The 17,264-nt window shown below is 45.6% G+C and carries 15 protein-coding genes; 2 read left to right on the top strand and 13 right to left on the bottom strand.

Translation table 11 applies throughout. The features are described 5' to 3' along the window. Window positions 1-197: 197 nt before the first annotated feature. From pgsA to BMZ71_RS12490, 11 genes are all read right to left on the bottom strand, one after another. Window positions 198-776 (bottom strand): CDP-diacylglycerol--glycerol-3-phosphate 3-phosphatidyltransferase, encoded by a 579-nt coding sequence (pgsA, locus tag BMZ71_RS12440; RefSeq protein WP_068560573.1) that lies wholly within the window; start codon window positions 774-776, stop codon window positions 198-200. Window positions 777-805: 29 nt separating this feature from the next. Then, window positions 806-1,699: a helix-turn-helix domain-containing protein gene (locus BMZ71_RS12445; RefSeq protein WP_086990586.1), complete on the bottom strand. Its 894-nt coding sequence runs from the start codon at window positions 1,697-1,699 to the stop codon at window positions 806-808. A gap of 68 nt (window positions 1,700-1,767) precedes the next feature. After that, a complete protein-coding gene (gene ymfI / locus BMZ71_RS12450) occupies window positions 1,768-2,493 on the bottom strand; it encodes an elongation factor P 5-aminopentanone reductase (protein WP_086990588.1) in 726 nt (241 codons plus the stop codon). Then, window positions 2,490-3,791, bottom strand: a complete 1,302-nt coding sequence (yfmH, locus tag BMZ71_RS12455) for an EF-P 5-aminopentanol modification-associated protein YfmH (RefSeq protein WP_086990590.1) — start codon at window positions 3,789-3,791, stop codon at window positions 2,490-2,492. Before yfmH ends, ymfI begins: the two co-directional genes overlap by 4 nt. Then, window positions 3,784-5,052 (bottom strand): EF-P 5-aminopentanol modification-associated protein YfmF, encoded by a 1,269-nt coding sequence (yfmF, locus tag BMZ71_RS12460; RefSeq protein ID WP_086990592.1) that lies wholly within the window; start codon window positions 5,050-5,052, stop codon window positions 3,784-3,786. The genes yfmH and yfmF overlap by 8 nt, the downstream gene beginning before the upstream one ends. Window positions 5,053-5,207: 155 nt before the next feature. Then, window positions 5,208-6,167 carry an ABC transporter permease gene (locus BMZ71_RS12465; RefSeq protein ID WP_086990594.1) on the bottom strand — a complete coding sequence of 320 codons (960 nt, stop codon included), beginning with the start codon at window positions 6,165-6,167 and terminating at the stop codon, window positions 5,208-5,210. A 1-nt stretch (window position 6,168) separates the two neighbouring features. After that, window positions 6,169-7,242 (bottom strand): ABC transporter permease, encoded by a 1,074-nt coding sequence (locus tag BMZ71_RS12470; protein ID WP_086990596.1) that lies wholly within the window; start codon window positions 7,240-7,242, stop codon window positions 6,169-6,171. Next, on the bottom strand, window positions 7,235-8,809 hold the full coding sequence (locus tag BMZ71_RS12475; protein WP_086990598.1) for an ABC transporter ATP-binding protein: 1,575 nt from the start codon (window positions 8,807-8,809) through the stop codon (window positions 7,235-7,237). Before BMZ71_RS12475 ends, BMZ71_RS12470 begins: the two co-directional genes overlap by 8 nt. A gap of 267 nt (window positions 8,810-9,076) precedes the next feature. Further along, window positions 9,077-10,165: a BMP family lipoprotein gene (locus tag BMZ71_RS12480; RefSeq protein WP_068560835.1), complete on the bottom strand. Its 1,089-nt coding sequence runs from the start codon at window positions 10,163-10,165 to the stop codon at window positions 9,077-9,079. Between the two features lie 157 nt (window positions 10,166-10,322). After that, window positions 10,323-12,773, bottom strand: a complete 2,451-nt coding sequence (locus BMZ71_RS12485) for an FtsK/SpoIIIE family DNA translocase (RefSeq protein ID WP_086990600.1) — start codon at window positions 12,771-12,773, stop codon at window positions 10,323-10,325. Window positions 12,774-12,982: 209 nt separating this feature from the next. Then, window positions 12,983-13,279 carry a DUF1033 family protein gene (locus tag BMZ71_RS12490; protein ID WP_068560554.1) on the bottom strand — a complete coding sequence of 99 codons (297 nt, stop codon included), beginning with the start codon at window positions 13,277-13,279 and terminating at the stop codon, window positions 12,983-12,985. A gap of 149 nt (window positions 13,280-13,428) precedes the next feature. Between BMZ71_RS12490 and BMZ71_RS12495 the strand changes: the two genes are divergently transcribed. Together BMZ71_RS12495 and yidC are read left to right on the top strand one after the other, a co-directional pair. Beyond that, complete coding sequence (locus BMZ71_RS12495; RefSeq protein ID WP_068560552.1) at window positions 13,429-13,704, top strand: acylphosphatase; 276 nt, start codon at window positions 13,429-13,431, stop codon at window positions 13,702-13,704. A gap of 62 nt (window positions 13,705-13,766) precedes the next feature. Further along, window positions 13,767-14,699 (top strand): membrane protein insertase YidC, encoded by a 933-nt coding sequence (gene yidC / locus BMZ71_RS12500; RefSeq protein WP_086990602.1) that lies wholly within the window; start codon window positions 13,767-13,769, stop codon window positions 14,697-14,699. 109 nt (window positions 14,700-14,808) lie between these two features. Here the strand turns inward: yidC and BMZ71_RS12505 are convergent, their stop codons facing one another. Beyond that, a complete protein-coding gene (locus BMZ71_RS12505; RefSeq protein WP_177187620.1) occupies window positions 14,809-16,290 on the bottom strand; it encodes a sensor histidine kinase in 1,482 nt (493 codons plus the stop codon). 22 nt (window positions 16,291-16,312) lie between these two features. Then, a complete protein-coding gene (locus BMZ71_RS12510) occupies window positions 16,313-17,014 on the bottom strand; it encodes a response regulator transcription factor (RefSeq protein WP_086990606.1) in 702 nt (233 codons plus the stop codon). Window positions 17,015-17,264: the final 250 nt, after the last annotated feature.

Raw genomic sequence — 17,264 nt, forward strand, 5'->3', positions numbered from 1 at the left:
ACCCCTTATACTTTTGGTTTGGTTGCTAACAAGTATATCGTATCTACATGATTTTTTCGTTTATTTCCTTATGCATTTCATTTTACAATTTACCAAGATAAAGAAAGATAAAGAAAAAGAAGGGCACAAAAGAATTACGTTTCCTTTTGTTCGGATCGCAACCTGATGCAACCCCGCCCTTCTTAATTTAATAAAAACTACATGGAGCCGACAAAAACATGCTTATTCTTGATGAAATAATCCACCCCTGAGTAGATGGTGAAAACTAAGCAAAGATACAGCATGATATCCGCAACCGGGATACCGATTGCCTGAAATGGGAAATTATCCAAGAACAGCAAAATGATGGCTACCATTTGCGTCGCTGTTTTGATTTTTCCCGGCCAGGCTGCTGCCATGACTTCGCCTTCCTTCACAAGCAAGAGACGCAAGCCTGTAACCGCCAATTCCCGACTGATGATGATGCTGACGACCCATGAAGGAGCCAATCCTTGTCCAACAAGCACAATCATGGCAGTGGCGACAAGCATCTTGTCCGCCAATGGATCAGCAAATTTCCCGAAGTTGGTGACCAACCCATCCCTTCTGGCGATGTAACCATCCAACCAATCCGTAAAACTAGCGATGGCAAAAATGATTGCCCCTATCAGTTGATTTACGGCAATCTGTGATTGGGCAACCGCAAGCGTACCCCAATCGAATGGAAACAAGGTGATGATCATGAACAGCGGAATCATCAAAATCCGCAACGCTGTCAATTTATTAGGTAAATTCAACTTCTGCAACTCCTTTAATGTACCCTGACTTATTCCACACTTTTGACGGTAAAGGATAAGGTTTGGGTCTGAATCTCTTGATAATCGGCTGGCATCGCAACAACTGCGCCATCCAGTTCGATGATTGTTGCCGGCATCACGCCGACGACCACTTCTATCTCGCTTGTGTTCAACGGGAGTGCAACCGTCAACGGATTTTCACTGTCCACGATGCCCGAAGGCTCTTGTACAATCCCATTTACGCTTACGCTGATCCAAGAACTGCCTCCTGCCATCGCCGAGATTTTCAACTCTGAGGGCAGCGACAAGCTGGTGATGTCATATTCCGCATAACCATCGGCGGACGATACCAGGGTCACCTGCGCTGTTTGTTCTGCGACAACGGCACTGTCTGTCTGCTCTGTGTTGCTTGAAACCGTTTCTTGCGATGCCAAGGTTGTCTGACTGATAATGGATGCCACTTCGGTCTGAATCTGCTCACCGTCATCGCTCAAGGTAGCCTTCCAGATCACTAGAACGATGGCGATTACGGCAACAGCCAACAATAATGTCGGCAACTGGCTCTGGACGGAGCCTCCATAATTAAAATTCGTCTTTTTTGAGGCTCGTTTAGTCTCGGAACGAGTGGGAGAAAATGAGCCGGAATCCTCCACTTGAACACCGCCATGTATTTCCGGAATCACACTTGCATGGTCCCCCAACAAGCGATCGCCATCCAATCCAACGGTGTCCGCATATTGCTTGATGAAGGCCCGCACATAGAAATTACCCGGCATAATCTCGTAATCGCCTTCTTCAATCGCAATCAGATACCGCTTCTGTATTTTAGTCATTTGCTGTAGATCATCCAATGTGTACCCTTTGGAAAGTCTAGCACTTTTTAGGATTTCACCAATTTGAACCATTTCTTCACCTGCCTTCACTTGCAAATCCCCGAGTTACCCTGGATATTATACCATAAAATTCCTTCACTAGGAGTTCCAATACTTTATTACCTGAGCCATCCACCCGATACATAAATGGCCTGTCCAGTCATGTAGCGACTATCATCCTTCAGAAGTTGGGATACCCAGAAACTGATTTCATCCGGTTTTCCCATCCTCCCCAAAGGGATTTCCTCAAGCAGAGCCTCTTTTTCATCTTTTTGCAGATGCGTGTTCATTTGCGTATCGATTGCTCCCGGACAGATGGCATTGACTGTTACTCCCATTGAGGCGACTTCTTTGCTGTATGCTTTGACGAATGCAATCTGCGCCCCTTTGACGGTACTGTAGAGCACTTCCAGACCGCTGCCGACTTCTCCATAGATTGAGCTGATGAAGACAATGCGGCCGTTACCGGAACGATTGATTTTTTCGTACAGCGTCTGGATGATCAGGATAGGCATCTTGACATGCATTTCCCACAAGTCATCCATTTGCATGGAAGTCATATCCTGAAGCAAGCCATATTCGGTCCGGCCATGTGCAAAAACAATCGCTTGGAGCGAAAATATATGGTCAGCAAGCTTTGTTACTTCAGCTTCATCGGTCAAATCCAGGCAAATCGGATAAAATTCCTGCCCAGGATAGGCAGTTTGAAGTTCAGACAGCAGCAGATTGATCTTTTCTTGATTAGAATGATAATGCAGGTACAAAGACCACCCCGAACCTGCGAGGTCCCTTGCGATGGAGGTTCCGATGTCACCGGAGGCTCCGGTCACCAAAGCAGCCTTCATCGCTGCGTCGCTCCCTTCTGAACGATCACGTAAGTGCTCATGCTCTGCTCTTTTAAATACCCTTGAGCGAATCTACGGATGTCCTCCAGACTGGTTTCTTCGATCAATGGAACGACTTCAAAAAGTTCGGCTCCAGAAAAAAGCAAGGTGCTGTAGTGATTCGCGATATATTCCAAAGAATTGAAGGCCTGTAGCTGTTCTCCGATCATGCTCTTCTTCAGCAAATCAAACTTCTCATTCGTCAGGTTATCATCCGTTTCCCATTCCAAAAGAATCCGCTTCAGCTTTTCTTCCAGCAGCTTCGGTTGTTCCGTGTCGGATTCGACAGCCATAAAATGGAAAGAGCGATCTAAGTTGAAGGAGTAGCCAAAGCTGTCATCGATCAAACCGCTGTCGTAGAGCTCAATAAAATGCGAGGAACTCCGGCCGAAAAGCAATTCCAACAACAGTGAACCATAGATTTTGTATTTTTCGGCTTGGTTACCGGTAACATCTGCATCCAAGCCTTTCACCCCAAGCATCACTTTCGGACGTTGCACATCCATTTCGATTTCTTTGTACGCAATGATGTCCTGGACCGAGGCCGGCGGCAAAGTGCGCTGGATCGGTTTGGCCGGAAGAAACGTCTTGCCAGCTTGGTTTTGTTTGATCGTATCCATCATTTCTTCGGGAGAGAAATTACCGATCATCAATATGTTCATATTGGATGGATGGTAGAACGTGTCATAACAGATTTGGAGCAATTCCGGCGTAATTGCTTGGATGCTGTCCACCGTTCCGGCTATATCGACGGAAAGCGGATGTTCGGGATACAGATTACGGAGCAGACCGTAAAAAAGTTGCCATCCCGGATTATCCTCATACATGCGGATTTCCTGGGCGATGATCCCTTTTTCCTTTTCAGTGCCTTCTGCCGTGAAATGCGGGTCTTGCACGAAATCAAGCAGGCTGTTCGTATTTTCTGTGATATTATCCGTGGCCGAAAAGAGATAACTTGTCCGCGTGAATGAAGTGAAAGCATTCGCTGAAGCGCCATACTTAGCGAAGTCTTCAAAAGCATCATGTACTTCACCTTCGAACAGTTTATGCTCAAGGAAATGTGCGATACCGTCCGGAATTTTGATTTCCTTATCTCCGTTTATCGGTATAAACTGATTATCGATCGAGCCAAAATCGGTTGTGAAGATACCATAAGTTTTTGAATATTTATTTTTTGGAATCAGAACCACCTGTAATCCATTATCCAAAACTTCCGTATAGACTGTTTCGTTAAGAGCCTCGTAGTGTACTTTATTCATTTTCAGCCTCGCCTTTCAAGAAAAATATCGCTTGCAAAGTCATTTTATCCGCAACAGCAACGATCTGTTCCTTCGTCACCGCATTCAAACCGGCAATCCATTGCTCCTGCGAAAGCGGGTTTTCGATGATGAGGATATCCTGGTACTGTTTCGCCAAGCTTCTGCCCTGATAATCATCATTTTGTTTGTAGTGGTTGATCAGCATGCTTTTCGTTTGGGCGATCAATGCATCCGAGAAATCGCCCGCTTGCATATCCTTCAATTGTGCCAAAACAATTTCTTCAACTTGCTCTCGTTTATCGAACTCAATACCGGTACCGACAGTCATGATCCCACGCAGAAAATCCAAGCCGCTTGAAGCCGAGTAAGCTAAACTTTCTTTTTCCCGGACATTCTGGAACAGTTTGGAATGCGGAAATCCCCCAAACAAGCCATCAAAAACCAGACCGGCAAAATAATGATCATTCATGTAATAAACAGGTGAAGAGAAGCCGAAAAACAGCTTGCCCTGATTGATATCCTGGGCTTCGCTCGAAATGACGGGTTCCGTGTTCTTTTCGCGGAAACAGAACACCTCTTTTTCGATCTCTTTTCTGTCGGAAAAATTCTGTCCAGCCAGTATATTCAATACCCGTTCCGGCGCGACGTCTCCAGAAACAAGGATATCCAGTTGATTCGATCCAATCATCTCTTCGTAGCATTCAAACAGACTGGCCGCAGTGATATCCTCAAGGAAACTGGCATCACCGATACCTTGATAGGCTTGATCCGTCCCTGCGAACAGCTCTTGGTTCAAGCGCATACGCGCATAAGCTGACTTGTCTTCGATCAGAGACTCGAAATAATTATTCAGGTTTTCCTTTTCCCTCAGAAAAGTCTTCTCATGGAACTTACCATCCTTGGCATTGGGTCCATAGATGATTTCCTCCAGAAAAGCAAACGCCTCTTCCAAAAGTGTATCGTCGCCCCCGATGAATTTGTCATTGACGACGGACAGGCTCATCGTCACGACATGCTGCTTGCCGAAGCGCTGTGATTGTGTATGCAGCGTCGCCCCATAAAGGCTGGCCATTTTCAAATCCATCTCATTTTGACTTGGATACTGTTTACTGTTCGTTTCCAGCATATTCTTCACCAAAGAACGTTCTGTCGCAGTCTTACCACTGAAGATCGTCCTGAATTTGTATTGGATCAATACGGTTTTGTATTTGTCGGAAGGCTCGATGTAGACCGTAACGCCTTGCTTTAATTTATATTCCATCCATTTCACGTCCTGTAAGCTATTTTATTTGTCGATAGGGAAAACTATACTCTAATTCAGACTTTTTTTCAATTAAGCTAGCCTTGATCAACTCCCCGGATTGGCGCAAAAAGAAAAGGCTGGCTCGATGAGCCAACCCTTCTCACTTTCAGAGATTACTTTGATTTGATGTAAGTCGTACCATTAGCGGCCGGGCCTCTTGATTTGCCGATAAAACCTACAAGCACAATGATCGTGATGACGTAAGGTGCAATCTGGAGATAGACGGAAGGGATATTCTGGATGACCGGAATATAACTGCCGATGACTCCCAAACTCTGGGCAAAACCAAAGAAAATCGCTGCGCCCATCACTCCGATAGGATTCCATTTACCGAAAATCATGGCTGCCATAGCAATGAATCCTTGACCGGCAATTGTGGATCCGGAAAAGTTCAAGCTGATCGACTGGGAGACAATGGCGCCGCCCACGCCACCCAAAAAGCCAGAAATCAACACGCCGGCGTAGCGCATCACGTAGACATTGATTCCCAATGTATCTGCCGCTTGTGGGTGTTCACCGACTGAACGCAGACGCAATCCGAAAGTCGTCTTGAAGATGATGAAGTAACAGACAAGCGCTGTTGCGATCGCTGCATAGGCTGGAGCAGATGTGTTCGTGAAAAATATCTGCCCGATGATCGGGATATCCTTCAAAACAGGAAAACTTGTCTTTCCGAAATTTTGGACGATGAAGGCTGTTTGTCCTTTTCCTTCATAAAGAACCTTAGTCAAAAACACCGCCAAAGCAGGGGCAAGCATATTGATGACGGTTCCGGAAACGATATGGTTCGCTCTTAAGTTGATGGTGGCAACTGCATGAATGATCGAAAAGAAGATGCCGACTGTCCCAGCCACCAACAACGCAATCCAAGGGGTCATTTTGCCAAGATTGTCGGCATAGTTCAGATTAAAGACGATGGCCGAAAATGCCCCCATTACCATCGTGCCTTCCAAACCCACGTTGACGATACCACTCCGTTCTGAGAAAGTTCCGCCAAGGCCGGTGAAAATTAAAGGCGCTGAGTAGATCAAGGCCGAAGATACGATAATAGATAGAACCGCTAGCAAATCCATCTCACGCCACCTCCTTTTTATTGACTTTGGGCAGTTTGTTGACCAATAGTCGGATGATATAGCTCGCGCCGACGAAGAAGATGATCGATGCTATCACAATATCGACAATCTCTACCGGCACTCCGGACATTAGCGGCATGCTGGTTCCGCCAATTTTCAAGGTACTGAACAGAAGTGCAGCAAAAAGGATTCCAATCGGGCTACCGATTCCCAATAAGGCTACTGCCATGCCATCGAATCCGACGGCCGGCATTGCTCCTTGAACAAACATGTTCTGGAAATTTCCCAACCCTTCCATTGCTCCTCCTAAACCGGCCAATCCGCCGCTGATTAGCATGGCCAAAATGATGTTCTTTTTGGCATTCATCCCTGCGTAATCAGCCGCATCAGGATTCAATCCTACTGAACGGAATTCAAAACCATATGTTGTTTTCTTCATCAACACCCATACCACCGCAATCATGATGAGAGCAATGAAGATACCGGCATGCAGTGTCGAATTGCGGGTCAGTTCCGACAAGAACGGTACTCTCAGACTGGCATTTTCTGTGATTCTGGCTGTAGAGTCACCGGAATCCGTCAAAACATTCCTCACGATGTGGTTATTGATGTATAAAGCCGTATGATTGAGCATGATGGTGACTATTACTTCACTAGTGTTGAAATAGGCACGTAAGACTCCGGCAATGCCCGCCCATATAGCTCCAGCTGCAACGCCAGCTAAAATACACAACGGCAACAAGATCATTTTAGGCAAATCAGGTAATATTTGGGCGACGCTGACGGATGCCAACCAGCCAAACAAAGTTTGACCTGCCACACCGATGTTGAAGAACCCGGCTGTGTTGGCAACAGCAAAACCTAATGCGACCAGAATCAAAGGAGTAGCTTCACGCAGTAATTCTCCTATGTAAAACGGCGATCCGAATGCACCCTTCAGCATGGCTGAATAGCCTGCGATGGCATCGTAACCGAAAGACCACATGACGATTGCCCCGATTACCAGACCTAATATGACTGAAAGTAAAGGTACGATAATCCCTTGGATGCGAGTGGCTCCTTGTTGATTATTCATGAAGACTTCCCTCCTCGTCCTTGTTTTTTTCTAAATCTTCCCGTGCTTTTTCCAAAGAAGAGCCGGCCATCAATAGCCCGAGTTCTTGTTCGGAAGTTTCCTCCGGCTTGACGTAGGCCACAATTTCACCTTCAAACATCACGGCGATGATATCGGAGAGATTCAAGATTTCATCCAATTCGAAGCTCATCAGTAGGATTGCCTTATCTTTATCCCGCTGCTCGATCAAACGTTTATGGATAAATTCGATTGCGCCCACATCCAATCCCCGGGTCGGTTGGGCTGCGATCAGTAACGAAGGATTCCGATCGACTTCCCTGGCGATGATCGCCTTTTGTTGGTTCCCGCCGGATAATGAGCTTGCCGTAGATTTTTCACTTTGGGTCCGCACATCAAACTCTTTGATCAGTTCAATGGCATGGTTTTCGATTGCTTTATCGTTGAGAAAGCTGTTTTTGCTGTAAGGCTCCTGATAATAAGTCTGCAAGGCGATGTTCTCATCCAGACGCATCGGGAGAATCAGGCCGAACTTTTGTCGGTCCTCAGGAATATGCCCCAGCCCGGCCTCGGTGATTTTACGTGGAGCCAAGTTCGTGATGGGTTCGCCATTCAGCTTGACGGTTCCACTCTCAGCTTTTCTAAGGCCTGTGATGGCTTGAATCAATTCGCTCTGACCGTTCCCATCGATTCCGGCGATTCCAACGATTTCACCGGCCCGTACTGTAAGGTTCAAATTGCGTACTGCTTCCAGACCACGGCTCTCTTTAACCGTCAATCCTTCAATTTCCAAAACAGCTTGTTTCGGCTGCGAAGGCTTTTTGACTGTGCGGAAGAGAACGGAACGCCCTACCATCATATCCGCCAACTCTTGTTGGGAAGTCTGTTTCACATCGACAGTACCAATGCTCTTGCCTTTGCGGATAACCGTGCAACGATCGGCAACGGCTTTGATTTCATCCAGTTTATGCGTGATCAGGATGATTGACTTACCTTCTTTCGTCAATTCCCTCATAATCGACATCAATTCATCGATTTCTTGGGGTGTCAACACGGCTGTTGGTTCATCAAAAATGAGGACATCCGCCCCACGGTACAAAGTTTTCAGAATTTCGATCCTTTGTTGCATCCCGACAGTAGTATCTTCGACTTTTGCGGACGGATTGACTGCCAAGCGGTACCTGTTGGACAGATCTTCAATCACGCCAGCAGCTGCCTTTTTATTTAAAACGCCGAGTCGACTCGGTTCGCTGCCTAGAATAATGTTCTCCGTAACCGTGAAGTCCTTGACCAACATAAAATGTTGATGCACCATTCCGATACCTAATTTATCGGCAACACCAGGGGAACTGATTTTGACTTCTTGCCCTTTGACTTTGATCGCTCCACTGGTCGGCTCCAAAAGGCCAGAGAGAATATTCATCAAGGTTGACTTGCCCGCGCCATTTTCACCTAACAAAGCGTGAATTTCACCTTTTTTCAAACTGAGAAATATATCATCATTTGCTTTATAATTGCCAAAAGCTTTTGTTACGCCAATCATCTCAATGACATAATTTTCTTCTGCCATGCTGATTCCACCCCTTACTAATATTGAATGCATGCATTCCTTCATACAGCAGTGAGACACCCTTATAAAAGATAATGCCTTAAAACACCCTTTCACGACTATTATAAGGTATTTCCAAAATCCTATCCACTTTTGTTTATCACGAAAGATAAACATTTGTTTCCTTTGAGGAACGCTCTTTAATAAGCGGTCTATGACCGAAAAAAGAGAAGCAACTCAATATCCTTAACCGGAATCAAGTTGCTTCTTTAAAGATTTTAAAAGTGATTAGTTTTCTGGAGCTTCCGGAACAGTAAGTGTTCCATCCAGAATTTGTGATTTAGCATCTTCGACTGCAGTCAAAGCTTCTTCACCCAATTGGCCATCAGTGAGGTCAACGCCTTCTTCAGCCAAACCGAAATTCAATACTTCTCCTGCCGGGAATTCATCATTCATCGTTAATGTAGCGATATCCTTAGCTGCAGTGCCTACACCCTTCAACGTTGAAGTCAAAGTAAGGTTTCTTTCAGTGCCGTCATCAAGAGTCAACAAACCTTCTTCTGTTTGGTCACGGTCAACACCGATTACCCAAATTTCTTTTGAAGGATCAGCTTTTACAATGTCTTTAGCTTCTGAGAACACGCCATTTCCGGAATCTCCGGCAGCTTGATAAATGACATCGATTCCGCTCGCGTACATTGCCGCAGCTTTTGATTTCCCGCCTGCAGCATCGCCGAACGAGCCGACATATTCAACTTTCACATCTATTTCAGGATTTACGGACTTGGCACCCGCTACGAATCCAGCTTCAAAGCGATCGATTACTGCGCTCTCTTGTCCGCCGATAAAGCCTAATTGATTGGTTTTGGTTGTCTTTGCAGCGGCAACACCCGCCAAGAAAGCAGCTTCATTGTCTTTAAATGATATAGATACTGTGTTTTCGCCTTCAATGACATCATCGATGATGGCGAACAAAGTATCAGGATTCTGGGTTGCCACATCCTGCATCGCTGATTTCAACTTATAACCGATACCAAACACAAGATCAAAATTACTGTTCACGGCAGTGTTCAAGTTCGTCACAAATTCCGAATCGGCATTTGATTGGATATAATCGTATCCATCAATCCCTTTTTCTTTGCTGTTCTCTTCGCCCCAGGCAACAAGGCCTTCCCATGCACTTTGGTTGAATGATTTGTCATCCACACCGCCGATGTCGGTAACCATTGCGACAGTGAAGTTATCTTCCGCTCCCCCTGCGGTGCTGGAACTTGTTGCACTGCTGTCAGCCGTGTCGCCGTTTCCGCCACAAGCTGCCAGGATTGTGCTGACACCTAAACCCAATGCCAATAAACTAACATATTTTTGTTTCTTCACCATGACCCCTCCAATAAACTTCAAATTTTTGAACTTGTAAGTACAAGCTTCTTACAAAAAATATCATAGCATGTATTCTCTAAAAAATAAACGATATTGATTTGTTTTGTAATCGTTTTTTCATTTAATATCCATATATTTGTAGGTATGGTCTGGGTTAAACCTCAGAATCATAGGGTAAATCCGCATCATTTTCATATATATTTTCATTAATGTTCACTTTTCTGGGCTTGCTTCCATCGGCCGGCCCGACAATCCCTCTCGCTTCCATCTCGTCGATCAGCCGCGCTGCACGATTATAACCGATCCGGAACCTCCGTTGCAATTTGGATATGCTTGCCGTTTCGTCCAATCTGATGAATTCTACCGCTTCCCCGAAGAGGTCATCTTCCGGTTCATCGCTTGCAGTTGCCACCGTTTCAGTCGGCATCATTTCCTCGACATAGTTTGCTTCTTGCTGATTTTTGACGAAAGTGACAATGTGCTCCACTTCTTCGTCGGATATGAACGCCCCTTGCACACGAATCGGTTTATTTTCCCCCATCGGACGGAAGAGCATATCGCCTCTGCCCAATAATTTCTCTGCCCCGGAGCCATCGATTATCGTTCTCGAATCAATAGAACTGGACACGGCAAATGCGATCCGGGAAGGAACGTTTGCTTTGATGATCCCGGTGATGACATCGACACTTGGTCGTTGCGTAGCCAAAATCATATGGATTCCCGCCGCTCGCGCCATCTGAGCCAATCGGGTGATCGCATCTTCAACCTCATTACTTGCTACCATCATCAAATCGGCTAATTCATCCACGATGACCACTATATATGGCAATGTGGGATTATTTTCTCCGTTTTCTAAATTATATTCGACAATCAGATCGTTGTATCCGTCGATGTTGCGCATACCAGTACCGGCGAATAGTTCATATCTTCGTTCCATTTCGGTCACAACTTTATGGAGCGCTTGAGCCGCTTTGCGCGGATTTGTGACAACTGGTGTCAGCAAATGAGGAATTCCGTTATAGACATTCAGTTCGACCATTTTCGGATCAATCATCATCATCTTCACTTCGTTTGGCTTGGCTTTCATCAATATGCTTGTGATGATGCCATTGATGCAGACGGATTTTCCGCTTCCGGTCGCACCCGCAATCAGCAGATGGGGCATCTTCGTCAGATTCGCACTTTGTACGACGCCCGAGATATCCCGGCCTAATGGTACTTCCAACAGCTTATCGGTGTGCTTCTGACCTTCCATGACATCACGGAAGGAGACGACGCTGACCTCACTGTTCGGTACTTCTATACCAATGAAGGATTTTCCGGGTATCGGCGCTTCGATACGGATATCTTTTGCTGCCAAAGCTAAAGCCAAATCATCACTGAGGCTTACAATTTTGCTGACTTTCACCCCTACAGCTGGTTGGATTTCATATTTGGTCACGGCAGGCCCCAGGTTCGCTTTGGTGACTTTGGCCTCTACCCCGAAACTCGCGAACGTCTCTTCCAGCTTTTTGACATTTTTTTCGATTGTCGCATACTCATTCGATTGATCGATTGCCTTGATTTCATTCAACAGGGTGACCGGTGGCAAATGGTAATCCCTATTCTCCTGCTCGGCAGTGATTTCAAACTCCAACTCACTATTGTTGTCTTCCTCACCGCCAGCAGCCGTGGTCTTTGCCAGACTAGCCTGCTGGGAGGACGCGCTCTTTTCATTATCCGCATGTTTGTGTTCGGCTGCTTTTTCAAGTTGCTGCTGGAAACTGTCGATTTTCAGCTGAACGGGTTCGTGTTCTTTCGCGGAGAGTGTTTCCTTTTCTGAAGCTTTCAGAGCTTCCGCTTCTTCCTTCATCAATTGCTTCGCGGCCGATTCGCTTTTGATCTGATTTTTGGCTTTTTCGACTATCGAAGGCTTCTTGTCGACCGGAACACTATTTGATCTTGTCGGTTTCTTCACTGTTTTCGAATCGATGATCGAACTGGCCACTTTATCTTTCGTGTAAAGCACCGCTCGTTTGCTGTTGTGGCCGAAGATCAAAGCAACTTTGCGCACAATTTCCATGACATCATGCGTCGTAAAGCCGAAAAGGACCGCCACACCAAAAAATACAAGCAGGCCGATAATGATGTAGGTGCCCCATTGTGAAACCAAAAAATAGGTTCCGCTATAAAAGGCTGCCCCGATTAAGCCTCCGCCCATCTCCGAAGCCGTATCAGCTTGCCTGACATCGGTCAAAAAACGTGCAAGCGTAAGGGACACGACCGACGCGCCCTCCGCAACGACTGTCATAAAAGCCTGTGAATGGAGATAAAGCAGCGCTGCTGAATAAAGCAGGATGCCACTGATCAGCCAGTTCTTTCTTATTTTTGGTTCTTTCCCTCTCAAAATCAGGTACAGACCATAGGCACCGAAGAGCGCCAAGCTGACCGGATAGGTTTCACCGACAAAAAAACGGAAAAAATTCGCCAGCGCTATACCGGCAAAACCGAGTTGCCCGATCCCTAAGGCTGCACTAAAAAGAAACAGCACGCCGATGAGCTCGTAAGATATCTTTTGCCCGGTGGCCTTCTTTTTCTTTCTTGTTGTCGTCGTTCGTTTCGCCAAACATGCCAACTCCTTTTTTATCTTTACTCAAAACCACTGCCCGTTTGCATAAAACAGCGGTCCATAGATTGTTCGTTTGATTACACGTATCGGTTCATTATACTACAAAATGAACCCTTTTCGAGGCTATTTTTTAATCAATCCACGCGGACAAAAAGCTTCTGTTTTCCGTCAATGCGGGCAACAGAAGCTTTTTGGAATTTGGTCGATCATTCTTGAAGAAGTTTTTTCCCATCCTGCAGAAGCATCAGTCCATGATATAGTTGCACATCGTCATCGCAATTTTCACAAAAACGGATTTCTCCGTCTGACCAGTAGGCAGTCAGGTAGGTTTCTTTTGTTTTTTGGAATGGGTAGACGACCGATAATTTTTCCGCAGCCCGCTCATAGGCAGCGACTGCCTCCTGGAAATCGGCGTAGTCTGTCGATTCCACAATGAAATCCATCCAGTCTTCAAAAAACCACCAAGGCTCATATTCTCCCTCAGTCCGTATCACCTGGTACACGCTATCACCTTCTTTGTTGCAAAAAGTATAGCACAGCTCGAAAAAAAATTCCCGCGCAAGGTATCGTGATTGAAACTTCTTGGCGAAGACGGTAAACTGAAATTATAAGTTGCACCGTATGCTTATCCTAGAATCTGGAGGTAATCTGAATGAAAAAAATCAAGATGACCGTAAACGGTCGGGTACAGGGCGTCGGGTTCCGTTACATGACAAAAATGGTGGCTGACCAGATCGGCATTACCGGCATCGTCAGGAACGAGGCCGACGGAAGCGTCTATATCGAAGCTGTCGGACCTGGCGATAAGATCGATACCTTCATCGCGGCAGTCAAACGCAGTCCCTCGCCAAGCGGCAAAGTAGATAGCTGCTCCATACTTGAAGACGCCAACATTGAGAATTACATAAGTTTTCGCGTAACCAATTGAATATATTTCCCCCTTCAGGTATAGTGGTAATGTTATCGAAAAATTGTAAAGGAACGTGAACGATGAAACTTAAAAAGAAATTATTGCTTTCCGCAGAAATGATGGCCTTATTAGTGGTCCTGACAGGCTGCATGCAATATGATGAGAATAAAAATCCAACCGGCTTCATTTACGACTATTTGGTAGTACCTACAGGCAATTTGATCGTTATGCTGGCAGAAATGCTTAACGGCAATTATGGGCTGGCCATCATCGCCATCACAATCATTGTCCGCTTGGCCATCATGCCCTTGAACTTTAGCCAAATCAAAAAAACGATGGTACAACAAGAGAAAATGAAGTATATCAAACCAGAATTGGAAGATATCCAATTCCGTCAAAAAAATGCACAATCGCCTGAAGAAAAAGCGGCGGTTTCGCAGGAAATGATGGCGTTGTACAAGGAAAACAACATCAGCATGACAGGCGGCGTTGGTTGCTTGCCGATTCTTATCCAGATGCCGATTTTTACAGCTATGTATCAGGCCGTCAACCTGACGCCGGAAATCTCCCAAAGCACATTCCTTGGCATCAACCTTGGTGTCAGCAGTCCGTTGTTGGCAATCCTGGCGGGTGTGGCCTATGTGATCCAAGGCTACGTTTCCACAATCGGCATGCCTCAGGAAACCAAGTCACAGATGAAATCAATGATGTTGATGAATCCGATCATGATTCTCATGTTCTCATGGTCTTCACCAGCAGGATTGGCTCTTTATTGGTTAGCTGGCGGTATTTTCGCTGCAGGCCAGACTGCGCTTCAGAATCACATGATCAAACCTAAAATCCAGAAGCAAGTCGAAGAAGAAATGAAAGATCGTCCAATCAAGAAGAATGTGAAGATGGCCAAACCAGCCTCACAGTCAACCTCAACGCAATCTGTTAAGGCTCTGCCGGCTAAGAATCAACAAACTGGTGGCAAAAAAGGTCGCAACGCAGGCAAGCAGACCAGATCTTAAGCACTGCACAACTATAAAAGAAAAGCAGGAAGCGGCTCACACATGAGCTGGCTTCCTGCTTTTTTGTCGTTTATTTTTGGCACGAGGCAAATGTTTTACTATCCAACGTCTACAGCTCCTCTTCCGGTACATAATTCTTCAGAATCGGCAATTGGATTCGGAAAACAGATCCATGGCCCAATACGCTTTCGACAGTGATATCGCCTTTATAGCCTTCCAATAATTCTTTTGCAATCGACAAGCCCAAGCCGTTTCCACCTTTATTCCGAGACCTGGCTTTATCGACACGATAAAAACGCGAAAAAATCTTTTGCTGATCTTCCTGGGACATCCCCTCGCCAAAATCTTGGATAGCAATCTGGACGTAGGACATGGATTCGGAAATCGAAAGATGGATTTCATGCCGGTCGGTCGAATATTTAACGGCATTGTCCATCAATATCACCAGTATCTGCTCAAAATGGTTGCGATAGATATTCACGTAAATCTCGCGATTCAAATCATCATCCAGATTGAAAACAAAATCCGGATACAGCATCTTAAAGTTGTGGAACGTATGCAGCACGACATTCCGGATCGGCGTAACTTCATTTTTATAGTGGATTTCTACTTGTTCCGCTCTTGAAAGGTCAAGCATCTCCTGGACCAAAGTCTTCATTCTCTGGATTTCAGTCAAGGAGGCGGCAAGGGATTCATCCAGGATTTGCGGGTCTTCCTTGCCCCAACGGTTCAGTAATTTCAGATGGCCCTCAACAATAGCCGTAGGGGTGCGCAGCTCATGCGAGACATCCTCCACAAACTGCTTTTGCTGAGTAACATACAGCGCCATCTTGTCCAAGAGACCGTTTATATGGACAGAAAGATCGGTAAATTCATCCTTGCTTTTTGATATTTTAATACGGGTCTCTGACAATGTATCCTCTTCGATCGCATCCATCGTGTCGACCATCTGTTTGATCGGCCTGAAGAAGTAAATGGCGATTCCGTAGCCGGCAGCCGCTGACAGAACGAGCACAATCGCCGTCACTATCCAGAAATACTGCTTCATCTGCGAGACCACACTATGATAATCATTCAATCGAAAAACAATCTGCACATATCCCAAGAGAAAGGACTTTTCCTTACTCAGAATCGGCCCGCCTGCGACAAACGCTTCAAGATTGTTCAGCTTCGTCTCGCGTAAATAAGTTTCGGGATTTTTGATGAATGTCGTATAGCTCTTCTGTGTTTCATAGAGTAGCTGTCCCTCCGTATCAAATACGCGTATGTTCACCCCTCTATTCTTGAGATCCTCCAGAAACGGATAATTACCGACAGACTGGAGGCCTTTCGTCACGGTGGAAACAGAAATTTTCTCGAACATGCTTTCGACACTGTTGACGGACAGCTTCGTGTCAATTTCAGATAAGGACGTTTGGACCGAGTAGAGAAGATTCTCGGCCTCATCTCTTTGTTCGTCGTATTGATAGCCTGTATAGACATTCAGCATCAGCAAAGCGGACAGAAAGTACAGCAGGAAGAAAGCGATACTTAAAAGAAAACCCCATTTCCACCGAATGGACTTGGGATTTCCTCTTTTTTTGGTTGGCATATAATTGATTCTGCGCATAGTATTATGAGCGCATGACGTATCCGGTGCCACGAACCGTTTGGATATAACTTTCTTGGCCGGCTACATCGATTTTATTGCGCAGATATCGGATATATACATCCACTACGTTTGTTTCCACTTCTGTTTTGTATCCCCATACTTTATTCAGCAAGACATCCCTTGAAAGGACAACGTTGATGTTTTCCATCAGGATCAACAATAATTCGTATTCGCGTTTGGTCAATTCGATGTGCTCGTCGCCACGACGCACGACGCGGTTTTCTTTTTCGATCGTCAAATCACGATAGGTGACGGTCGTTTGCTTCACCTTGCGTTGCTCTTCTTCGATGTCGATGCGGCGCAATAAAGCACGGACCCTTGCCAAAAGCTCTTCGATGGCAAATGGTTTCACGATATAATCATCGGCTCCGTGGTCCAAACCGGATACACGATCGATGACGGAGTCGCGGGCGGTCATGATGATGATTGGCGTATCTTTGACCGGACGCAAACGACGGCAAACTTCGATGCCGTTCAATTCAGGAAGCATCAGATCCAAAAGGATGACATCCCAGTCCTGATTCATGGCAGCTTCAAGGCCAGCTCTGCCGTTGTAGCAAATTTCCGTTTCGTAGCCTTCGTGTTTTAACTCAAGCTCGATGAAACGCGCCAGATTTTTTTCATCTTCAATGATTAAAATTCTTTGTTTTTCTTTGTTGTCCATAGCAGTCTCCCCTAATGTTTCATCGTACTGTCAAAGTTTAGCTCTGCCAGACGTTCAATTTTGTATTTTTTCGTTGATTTAACGGGGTTAACGACAAAAACAACTTGCCACCCCCCAATTTTTGGTCAATAGTGATGATAACGACACCGCACTATTTCCCCAAAAGAAAGGAAGATGACAAGTTGCTACCTCTATTATTAACCTATTTAGTTGATATTATCAAGCGTCAACGAATGATTATTCTTGCGTT

This window comes from Trichococcus flocculiformis (genome assembly GCF_900113645.1).
Classification (GTDB): Bacteria; Bacillota; Bacilli; order Lactobacillales; family Aerococcaceae; genus Trichococcus; species Trichococcus flocculiformis.

Coding starts and splice junctions, on each gene's coding strand:
- BMZ71_RS12510 (WP_086990606.1), bottom strand. CDS start 17,014: ATGGACAACAAAGAAAAACAAAGAATTTTAATCATTGAAGATGAAAAA.
- yidC (WP_086990602.1), top strand. CDS start 13,767: ATGAAACTTAAAAAGAAATTATTGCTTTCCGCAGAAATGATGGCCTTA.
- BMZ71_RS12475 (WP_086990598.1), bottom strand. CDS start 8,809: ATGGCAGAAGAAAATTATGTCATTGAGATGATTGGCGTAACAAAAGCT.
- BMZ71_RS12465 (WP_086990594.1), bottom strand. CDS start 6,167: ATGGATTTGCTAGCGGTTCTATCTATTATCGTATCTTCGGCCTTGATC.
- BMZ71_RS12505 (WP_177187620.1), bottom strand. CDS start 16,290: ATGCCAACCAAAAAAAGAGGAAATCCCAAGTCCATTCGGTGGAAATGG.
- ymfI (WP_086990588.1), bottom strand. CDS start 2,493: ATGAAGGCTGCTTTGGTGACCGGAGCCTCCGGTGACATCGGAACCTCC.
- BMZ71_RS12495 (WP_068560552.1), top strand. CDS start 13,429: ATGAAAAAAATCAAGATGACCGTAAACGGTCGGGTACAGGGCGTCGGG.
- yfmF (WP_086990592.1), bottom strand. CDS start 5,052: ATGGAATATAAATTAAAGCAAGGCGTTACGGTCTACATCGAGCCTTCC.
- BMZ71_RS12470 (WP_086990596.1), bottom strand. CDS start 7,242: ATGAATAATCAACAAGGAGCCACTCGCATCCAAGGGATTATCGTACCT.
- yfmH (WP_086990590.1), bottom strand. CDS start 3,791: ATGAATAAAGTACACTACGAGGCTCTTAACGAAACAGTCTATACGGAA.